Below are 8,589 nucleotides of genomic sequence, written 5' to 3' on the forward strand. Positions count from 1 at the left end.
GCCTAATTCCGGCCGGCGCGAGCCGGGCAGTTTCCCATCGGTCTCGAGCATGGACGACAGCTTCGTGCAGATCGTCGATGTCGTGAAGAAGTTCGGCGAGACGACGGCCGTGCGGGGCGTCAACCTGTCGGTGAAGAAGGGCGAGCTGTTCGCGCTGCTGGGCAGCTCGGGCTGCGGCAAGTCGACTCTTTTGCGCATGCTCGCCGGACTCGAATCGGTGACCGAAGGGCAGATTCTGATCGACGGGGAAGACCTCGCCAAGATGCCGCCGTACAACCGGCCGGTCAACATGATGTTCCAGTCCTACGCGCTCTTTCCGCACATGAGCGTGGAATCGAACGTCGCGTTCGGGCTGAAGCAGGAAGGCGTAAAGGGCGGCGAGCTGAAGGACCGCGTCCACAACGCGCTCGAACTCGTGCAGATGGCGAAGTTCGCCAAGCGCAAGCCGCACCAGTTGTCGGGTGGTCAGCAGCAGCGCGTCGCGCTCGCGCGCAGCCTCGTCAAGCGACCTAAGCTGCTTCTGCTCGACGAGCCGATGTCCGCGCTCGACAAACAGATTCGCCAGCGCACGCAGATCGAGCTCGTCAATATTCTCGATACGGTGGGCGTCACCTGCATCATGGTGACGCACGATCAGGAAGAAGCGATGACGATGGCCAATCGCATCGCCGTGATGAGCGAAGGGCAGATCGTGCAGCTCGGCACGCCGCACGAAGTCTATGAGTATCCGAATAGCCGCTTCTCCGCGCAGTTCATCGGCTCGACCAATCTGTTCGACGGCAATGTCGTCGAGGACGAGCCGGATCACATCTTCGTCGAATCGCCGGACCTTCCGGTGCGGCTCTATGTGAGCCACGGCATCACCGGGCCGCTCGGCATGCCGGTGACGATATCCGTGCGTCCCGAACGCATCGCGCTCACGCGCAAGCCGCCCGAAGGCACCTACAACTGGGGCCGCGGCAAGGTGACGAACATCGCGTACATGGGCGGCTACACGCTCTATCACGTGACGCTCGATTCCGGCAAGGTCGTGGTCGCGAACCTGTCGAGCCTCGCGATCGGCGAGATCGATTCGCCCACGTTCGACGACGAAGTCTACGTGCGCTGGAGCGCGTCGGCGGGCGTGGTGCTGACCGCATGATGACGAACTGGCTCAAGCGCATCGGCGTTTCCGGACGCACGCTCGTCATCGGCGGTCCTTATCTGTGGCTCCTGCTGCTGTTCTTCGTGCCGTTCCTGCTCGTCGTGAAGATCAGCTTCGCGGACAGCCAGCTCGGCATTCCGCCGTACACGGATCTCGTGACGATGGAAGAGGGCGTGATGCATATCGCGCTCGACTTCGCGCACTACGCGTTCCTCGTCAAGGACAGCCTGTACTTCGCGACCTACATGAACTCGCTGCTGGTCGCGGCGGTATCGACGGTGCTGTGCCTCCTGATCGGCTATCCGATGGCGTATTACATCGCCCGTTCGAATCCGGCCACGCGCAACATCCTGATGATGGCCGTGATGCTGCCGTTCTGGACGTCGTTCCTCATTCGCGTGTACGCGTGGATCGGCATTCTGAAGAACAACGGCCTGCTCAATAACTTCCTGATTTCGATCGGCCTGCTGCACTCGCCGATCGAGCTGTATCACACGAACATCGCGGTATATATCGGCATGGTGTATTCGTATTTGCCGTTTCTCGTGATGCCGCTTTACGCGCATCTCGTGAAGATGGATCTGACTTTGCTCGAAGCGGCCTACGATCTCGGCGCGAAGCCGTGGAAGGCGTTCGTGCAGATCACGTTGCCGCTGTCGAAGAACGGCATCATCGCGGGCTGCCTGCTCGTGTTCATTCCGGCGGTGGGCGAGTACGTGATTCCCGAACTGCTCGGCGGCGCGGACACGCTGATGATCGGCCGCGTCATGTGGAACGAGTTCTTCAACAACGCCGACTGGCCGATGGCTTCCGCCGTCACTTGCGCGATGGTCCTCTTGCTGCTCGTGCCGATGGCGCTTTTCCAGCACTTCCAGGCGAAGCAACTGGAGGAAAAGCGATGATCAAGGTCAGCCGTCCGTTGCAAATCACCGCGCTCGGACTCGGGTTCGCGTTCCTCTATATACCGATCCTGAGTCTCATCGTCTATTCGTTCAACGATTCGCCGCTCGTCACCGTCTGGACCGAGCCGTCGCTCAAGTGGTATCGCGCGCTCGTCACCGACGACGAACTGATCAACGCGGCGTGGCTGTCGTTGCGCATCGCGTTTTTCACGGCGTGCGCGTCGGTCGTCATCGGCACGTGGGCGGGCTTCGTGCTCGCGCGCATGGGGCGCTTCAAGGGCTTCACGCTCTACGCGGGCATGATCAACGCGCCGCTCGTGATTCCCGAAGTCATTCAGGGCATTTCGCTGCTGCTGTTGTTCGTCGAAATGGCGAAGCTCATCGGATGGCCGGATCGCGGATTCTTCACGATCTGGATCGGACACGTCATGTTGTGCATCTCATATGTGGCGATCATCGTGGAATCGCGGGTGCGGGAGCTGAATCCTTCGCTGGAGGAGGCCGCGCTCGATCTCGGCGCGACGCCGCTGCGCGTGTTCTTCTCGATCACGCTGCCGCTGATCTCGCAGGCGCTCGTCGCCGGTTGGCTGCTGTCGTTCACGCTTTCGATCGACGATCTCGTGCTGTCGGCGTTCCTGTCCGGTCCCGGTTCGACGACATTGCCGCTCGTCGTGTTCTCGCGCGTGCGTCTTGGCCTGAATCCGGAGATGAACGCGCTCGCGACTTTGTTCATCGCGCTCGTGACGGTCGGCGTGATCGCGGCGAACGTCTTCATGCTGCGCAGCGAACGGAGAAAGCTCGCAACGGTGATGTGACGTCAAGTGGCCGGACGCAAAAAGCGCGTCCGGCACGACGCTGTAAACGCCGAAGGGCCATCGCGATGTTCAGTCGCGATGGCCCTTCTTGCATCAAGACGCGCCGCTTACTTCGCTGCTGCGTCCTTCAGAACGACGCGCGTCGGACCGCCGATGCTATTCATGAGCAGGTCTCCGTTGGACATGTACTGGATGATGGCGTAAGCGCCGTTGCCCAGATTGCTCTGCCCGAACGACACGCGATGCACGGTCTTGCCGGTGTTCCAGTCCATGCCGGTGATTTCCCAACCCGTCTTCGGATAGTAGCCGTTCACGAACACCATGTTCGACGCCGAACTCGTGCTCGGCACCATGCTGATGGAAACGACGTCGTCACGCGTCCAGACCGAGCGCCATGCGTGCTTCTTCGGATCCCATTCGAGACGCTCGGCACCCGAGGCCGGCTTGTTGACCGGACCGAGCGACAGCACGTCGACGAGCTTGTCCGGATGGCCCTTCTCGGCAACGTTGTTGACGACGAACGCGCCGTAGCCGTTCACGACCACCGACTGTTCGCTCTGAACGAACTTCGGCGGATGCTTGAGTCCGGCCGTGATGCCGATCTGACCGGCGATGCGCGGCGACTTCGTACCCGGAATCTGCTTCCAGCCCGCGGGCATCTGGTCGCGCCAGAACGCGACGAGGTGCATGCGGTTCGCGCCGTCCGTGATGACCACGAGCTTGTCCTGGTCGTCGCCGAAGCCCATGAGCGTGGGCGTGGAGCCGGTGCCGTCGCCGAACTTGACTGCGGGCGGCTGATCGCCGTGCTCGTATTCGGCCTTCCATGCGCCGTCTGCTTCGTCTTCCGAGAGCTTCGTGCCGGTCCAAACGACCTTATGCATCACGCGATTCGACGCAATGTAGATGCCGCCTTTCTGATCGATCGCGAACGAGTTGCTCACGAATTCGCCCGGCGCAAAGCGGATCGTCTGCGGCTGGCCTTCGAGCGAACGGTCGAACACGCTGATCGACACGTTCGATGCCACGACGAACTTGCCGTCGTACGTGACACCCGTGCCGACGAGATGCGCCTTGCCGACGATCGGTTTCATGTCGATCGTCTTAATGACCTTGATGCCGGCGGCCGGATTCTTTTCGTCCACGAGACCGAACATGCTGATGTTGCCGTCCGAATCGTTGTAGTAGACATGATTATCCTTGTCCACCACCGAGTACACGCCGTTGACGACGCGCGTCCAGTCGAGGCCGTAGGTCTTGAACACTGCGTCTTCGGCCTGCTTGATGTTCGTGTAGCGCTCGCCGAGCACCTTGTCGTGCAGCGCGGCCGGAATGACCTTGTTGCCGGGCGCCGGGGCGCGTGCGACTTCCTTGAAGCCGCCGTTCGACACGTCGATATACGTCACGCCTTCGCTGGACACGCCCCACATGTAGTTCGGCGACGTCGACGCGAGCGTCATGATGTTCACCGGACCGGCGACGACGCGCGGCGCCTTGCTGATATCGACGTTGAAGAAGCCGGGCTTGACCGCATACGGAAACGCATCGCTCTGCGACGAATCGAAGTGCGTGATCGAATATTTCTCGGCGGCGAGGAACGGGTTGCGCGGCGGCTGCTTCGCTTCCAGCGCGTGCGCGGTGCCGGCAGCGAACAGCAGCGCGGTTATCGTGCTGATAGAGGTTTTTTTCATGCGTTGCTCCTTCTTCGGGTTGAATTCATATCGCGATGCGGGCAGGCATCAGAACGCCAGCGTCGCGCTTGCCATGAAACTGTTGGTGCTCTTGAGCCGGTTCGTGCTCGCGATGCTCGGCACCCAGCGCAAGCTCGCCGAAACGGGATGTTTGCCGCCCACCTTGGTGTCGTAAGTGACGATGGGACCGAGCGAGAAGTCATGTCCGACGAAGCCGTCGAGCCGATCGGCGACTGGGCCGGAGTCCTTGCCGAGCTGCTGAACGGTGCCCATCACGAGGCCTACGCCGACGCCATTGGCGAATTTCTTCAGGCCCATTAGATCGAGCGTGAAGAGCGGGGCGTTTTGATAATCGGTGGCTTGATTGCGCGTGTAGAACTGCAGTCCCGCGACGGCGTCGAATTCCAGGCCGTACTGCGGAACGAGCTTCGTGTACGCCACTTGAGGCACGAAGGTCCAGTTGTTCAGGCTCGTGTTGGCGAGCGCGTTCGGGTCGTAACGGCCGGTCGGCGCCCAGACGTTGAAGCTGAGCGCGATGTGATCGGTGCGCGAGAAGTGGTATCCCGCGACGATCGGCGTGAAGTAGAGGTCAAACAAGTTCGCGGCGCTGTCGCTGCGCGCGCCGTTCAGGCGTCCGACGGACGCGCCTGCTTTCACGTCGGTCCAGACGTAGGGCAGCGTGATGGCGGACGCGAAACTCCATCCGCCCGTGCTGCCCCACGAGCGCATCAGGGTAGCGAGCGTGAAGTCGATCTTCGCGTCGACGCCGGCAGTCGCCGTGCCGGCGATCGGCACGGAGCGGTTCGCGCCGATCGAGCCGTCGAGATAGATGTTCTCGAAGTTCACGATGGTCATCGGCTCGGGCGGCACGATGCCCGCGCTCGGGCCGACGCTCATGCCCGCGACAGGCCGGCCGAGCGCGCTTTCGGTTGCATGAGCAACGGGAATGCAGGCCGATGAGGCCGCCAGCATCAGCGCCAGAACTGATCGGCGCGCGGTAAGTCCGCGACGCGTGCCGAATTCAGATAAAACGCATTGCATTATTCCCGTTTCTGGGATTCGATTTATTTTGCTCATTGTTTGAAAAATTGGTGCGTCCAAAAGCGCCGTAATAAATGGATCCGTCTATCTATCCGCTTTGTAAATATCGCGGTAGACATTAATTGAATTTAATCGCTATTCGTAGGTGTGCGTGTTCCCGCAACGATGGATCGTTGCTGCCTGTACTTGCCGGAGAGAGTTCTTGTTCGTGCCGAATCAGCTCCGCGAACTTTGAAACGGGCGCTAATGGCGATTGAAAAAGATTAAACAGTGCTCAGGTTTAGAAACAGATCTTCCGACTGCATTTGGTTGGCGACACTATCAGCGCGCACGTGCGCAGACAAGCTTTGCCGCCGGAATGACAAAGATATGCACAAAGATCAATTATTTTTTTCATTAATACGCTTTGAGAAAATCTCAGCGTGAAGTTTGCGCAAAACGAGTTCGGGGCGCACGATGCGCCCCGAGAAAAGACATGCAAACGCCTGCTTGCGAAAGCTTCAGTCGCCCGACGCTTCCCGCGCGAGCGCGAGATGCTTCGCGAAGGTCGTCGGGTCGGTATTGGTGCCGCACAGCAGCACGCCGACACGCTTGCCTTCCAGCCGCTCGCGCAACGGTCCGAGCAGGGCGGCGGTAGCGGCGGCGCATGCCGGCTCGACCGCCAGTTTGAGTTCACCGAACAACTGCAGCATGCCGTGACGCAGCTCGTTGTCCGACACGGTGACGATCTCGTCGATATGCCGCCGGCATAGCTCGTAGCTGTACTGCTCGGTATGCGGCGCCATCAGAGAATCGGCGATGCCGTGCATCGCGCCCATCTTGACCGTGTGATTCGCCTCGAAGCTGCGTTTCATCGCATCCGAGCCTTCCGGTTCCACGCCGAAGACATGCAGCGACGGATTTGCGAGGCGCATCGCCGTCGATACGCCCGCGGCCAGGCCGCCGCCGCCGATCGGCAGGATCACGGCGTCGAGATCGGGCGCCTGCGACGTCCACTCGTAGCCGAGCGTCGCCGTGCCGAGCACCGTGCGATAGCCGTTGAACGGATGGATGAACACGCGTCCTTCTTCCGCTTCGACGCGCCGCACGACATCGAACGCCTCGGCGACGTTCTCCGCGAACACGACTTCCGCGCCGTAGCGCCGGCACAGCGCCACGCGCGCCGGGCTCGCGCTCTTGATGATGACGACCTTCGCGCCCACTTCCATGCGCTGCGCCGCGTACGCGACCGCCACCGCGTGATTGCCCGCCGATACGCACGTGACGCCCGCCGAACGTTCGCTGTCGGTGAGCGCGAGGATATTCGAAAACGCGCCGCGCGCCTTGAACGTGCCGCTTGCCTGCAAGAGTTCGAACTTGAACGTGACCGGCGTGCCTTCGAGCGTCGGAAAGTCGTGGCGCTCGAAGGTCGGGGTGCGCGTCACCCACGGCGTGAGCGCCATATGCTGCTCGGCGATTTCGTCGAGCGTCGGAATCGGTGTGCCGTCGATCGTATTGTCGGAATGCTGCATGGCAGTGGACATGACGTGTTGTCGATCTGGAGAGCTCAACGGGGCTGTGCTTCGACGGACATGCTGTGGATGAACTTGCCCAGGAACGCCTCGCACTGGACGAGCTGTTCGAGCGACACATACTCGTTCGCCTTGTGCGCCTGTTCGATGTTGCCCGGCCCGCAGACGATGCTCGGCACGCCCGCGTTCGCGAACAAGCCCGCTTCGGTGCCGTAGGCGACCTTGTGCTTGTCCTGATTTTGCGTGAGCGCGCGCACGAGTTGCGTGATCGCGGCCTGCTCGGTGGCGTCGAGGCCGGGCGCGGACGCGAGCTTCGTGAATTCGATCGCCGCGTTGCCGTGTTCCTTCAGCATCTTCGGCAGCAGCGTGTCATGCGCGTACGACTGGATGCGTTTGAAGATCTGATCGGGATCGATCGTCGGCAAATTGCGGAATTCGAACTCGAAGTTGCATTCGGCGGGCACGGTGTTGATCGCGTTGCCGCCTTTTATCGTGCTCGTCTGACCGGTGGTGAAGGGCACGTCGTAGAGTTCGTCGAACGGACCTTGCGCGCGAAACTCGTCGACGAGATCGCGGATGTGGCAGATGAGCCGCGCTGCGTACTCGATCGCATTCAGGCCCTTCGGCGTCAGCGACGAATGCGCCGCGAAGCCGCGCACGCAGCAGTGATAGGTGTTGATGCCTTTGTGCGCGATGATCGGGCGCATCGATGTCGGTTCGCCGACGATGCAGCCATCGGGTTTGAGGCCGCGCTTTTTCAGGTCGGCGATCATCAGCGGCGCGCCGGCGCAGCCGACTTCTTCGTCGTAGGAAAGCGCGAAGTGGATGGGTTTCGCGAGCTTCGTCGCCTGCATCTTCGGCAGCATGGCGAGCGCGGCGCCGATGAAGCCTTTCATGTCACACGAGCCGCGGCCGTAGAGGAGGCCGTCGCGCACTTCGGGCTTGAACGGATCGCTCTGCCAGTCCTGACCGTCGACCGGAACGACATCGGTGTGACCCGACAGCACGATGCCGCCGTCGATTTGGCCGTCGTGCGCCGGGACCGTGGCGAAGAGATTCGCCCACTGGCCGCGCGGATCGTTGGTGATGGTCGCTTCGATGCCCGCTTTTCGCAGTTCGTCGCGTACCGTTTCGATCAGGCCGAGATTCGGATTGCGGCTAACGGTATCGATGGATACGAGCCGTTCGATCCACGGCAGGCAAATGGGCGTTTCGGTTCTGGATTGAGCTTCGAGATTCGCCGTGTCAGCGATCTGTGACATATTTTTGCTCCTGCGGGTAGGGTTTGATCATAGCCCAAAAGAATGATGCTGGCCGCAGGGGGCTTTTTGGTTTTTGAGTTTTGGGGCTTTTGAGCTTTGGCGCTTTGGGGTTGTCGCCGGATCCCGTTTTCGCGTCGGTCTATTAGCACTGCCCCTGTGCGGGGCGGCAGTCACTTTCTTTGCTGCTGCAAAGAAAGCAACTGTATTGAGCGTCAAGGGTTGAGTT

The 8,589-nt window shown here is 61.2% G+C and carries 7 protein-coding genes and 1 pseudogene; 3 read left to right on the forward strand and 5 right to left on the reverse strand.

Features of this window, described 5'->3' with window-relative positions:
* The first annotated feature begins 49 nt into the window (after positions 1 to 49).
* From QCE49_RS06255 to QCE49_RS06265, 3 genes are read left to right on the forward strand one after another with little or no spacing between them, the layout of a single operon-like run.
* On the forward strand, positions 50 to 1,141 hold the full coding sequence (locus QCE49_RS06255) for an ABC transporter ATP-binding protein (protein ID WP_250459696.1): 1,092 nt from the start codon (positions 50 to 52) through the stop codon (positions 1,139 to 1,141).
* Entirely contained in the window at positions 1,138 to 2,046 is a 909-nt protein-coding gene (locus QCE49_RS06260) for an ABC transporter permease subunit (RefSeq protein WP_033536118.1), read from the forward strand. The genes QCE49_RS06255 and QCE49_RS06260 overlap by 4 nt, the downstream gene beginning before the upstream one ends.
* Complete coding sequence (locus tag QCE49_RS06265; protein WP_033536119.1) at positions 2,046 to 2,861, forward strand: ABC transporter permease subunit; 816 nt, start codon at positions 2,046 to 2,048, stop codon at positions 2,859 to 2,861. Before QCE49_RS06260 ends, QCE49_RS06265 begins: the two co-directional genes overlap by 1 nt.
* Positions 2,862 to 2,968: 107 nt before the next feature.
* Here the strand turns inward: QCE49_RS06265 and QCE49_RS06270 are convergent, their stop codons facing one another.
* The 5 genes and pseudogenes from QCE49_RS06270 to QCE49_RS06290 form a co-directional block, all read right to left on the reverse strand.
* Positions 2,969 to 4,549, reverse strand: coding sequence for a hypothetical protein (locus QCE49_RS06270; protein ID WP_250459691.1), 1,581 nt, complete (start codon positions 4,547 to 4,549; stop codon positions 2,969 to 2,971).
* Between the two features lie 48 nt (positions 4,550 to 4,597).
* The gene (locus QCE49_RS06275) at positions 4,598 to 5,521 is read right to left on the reverse strand and encodes a transporter (RefSeq protein ID WP_239294929.1); all 924 of its coding nucleotides are present in this window, start codon (positions 5,519 to 5,521) and stop codon (positions 4,598 to 4,600) included.
* A gap of 569 nt (positions 5,522 to 6,090) precedes the next feature.
* The gene (locus QCE49_RS06280; protein ID WP_175980116.1) at positions 6,091 to 7,113 is read right to left on the reverse strand and encodes a threonine/serine dehydratase; all 1,023 of its coding nucleotides are present in this window, start codon (positions 7,111 to 7,113) and stop codon (positions 6,091 to 6,093) included.
* 23 nt (positions 7,114 to 7,136) lie between these two features.
* Positions 7,137 to 8,363, reverse strand: a complete 1,227-nt coding sequence (gene argE / locus QCE49_RS06285) for an acetylornithine deacetylase (protein WP_250459693.1) — start codon at positions 8,361 to 8,363, stop codon at positions 7,137 to 7,139.
* A gap of 27 nt (positions 8,364 to 8,390) precedes the next feature.
* Positions 8,391 to 8,589: pseudogene (locus tag QCE49_RS06290) on the reverse strand (hypothetical protein); the annotation flags it as partial.

It is taken from the genome of Caballeronia sp. LZ008, assembly GCF_031451435.1.
In the GTDB taxonomy this organism is placed as follows: Bacteria; Pseudomonadota; Gammaproteobacteria; order Burkholderiales; family Burkholderiaceae; genus Caballeronia; species Caballeronia zhejiangensis.

Coding starts and splice junctions, on each gene's coding strand:
- argE (WP_250459693.1), bottom strand. CDS start 8,363: ATGTCACAGATCGCTGACACGGCGAATCTCGAAGCTCAATCCAGAACC.
- QCE49_RS06260 (WP_033536118.1), top strand. CDS start 1,138: ATGATGACGAACTGGCTCAAGCGCATCGGCGTTTCCGGACGCACGCTC.
- QCE49_RS06275 (WP_239294929.1), bottom strand. CDS start 5,521: ATGCTGGCGGCCTCATCGGCCTGCATTCCCGTTGCTCATGCAACCGAA.
- QCE49_RS06270 (WP_250459691.1), bottom strand. CDS start 4,549: ATGAAAAAAACCTCTATCAGCACGATAACCGCGCTGCTGTTCGCTGCC.
- QCE49_RS06280 (WP_175980116.1), bottom strand. CDS start 7,113: ATGTCCACTGCCATGCAGCATTCCGACAATACGATCGACGGCACACCG.
- QCE49_RS06255 (WP_250459696.1), top strand. CDS start 50: ATGGACGACAGCTTCGTGCAGATCGTCGATGTCGTGAAGAAGTTCGGC.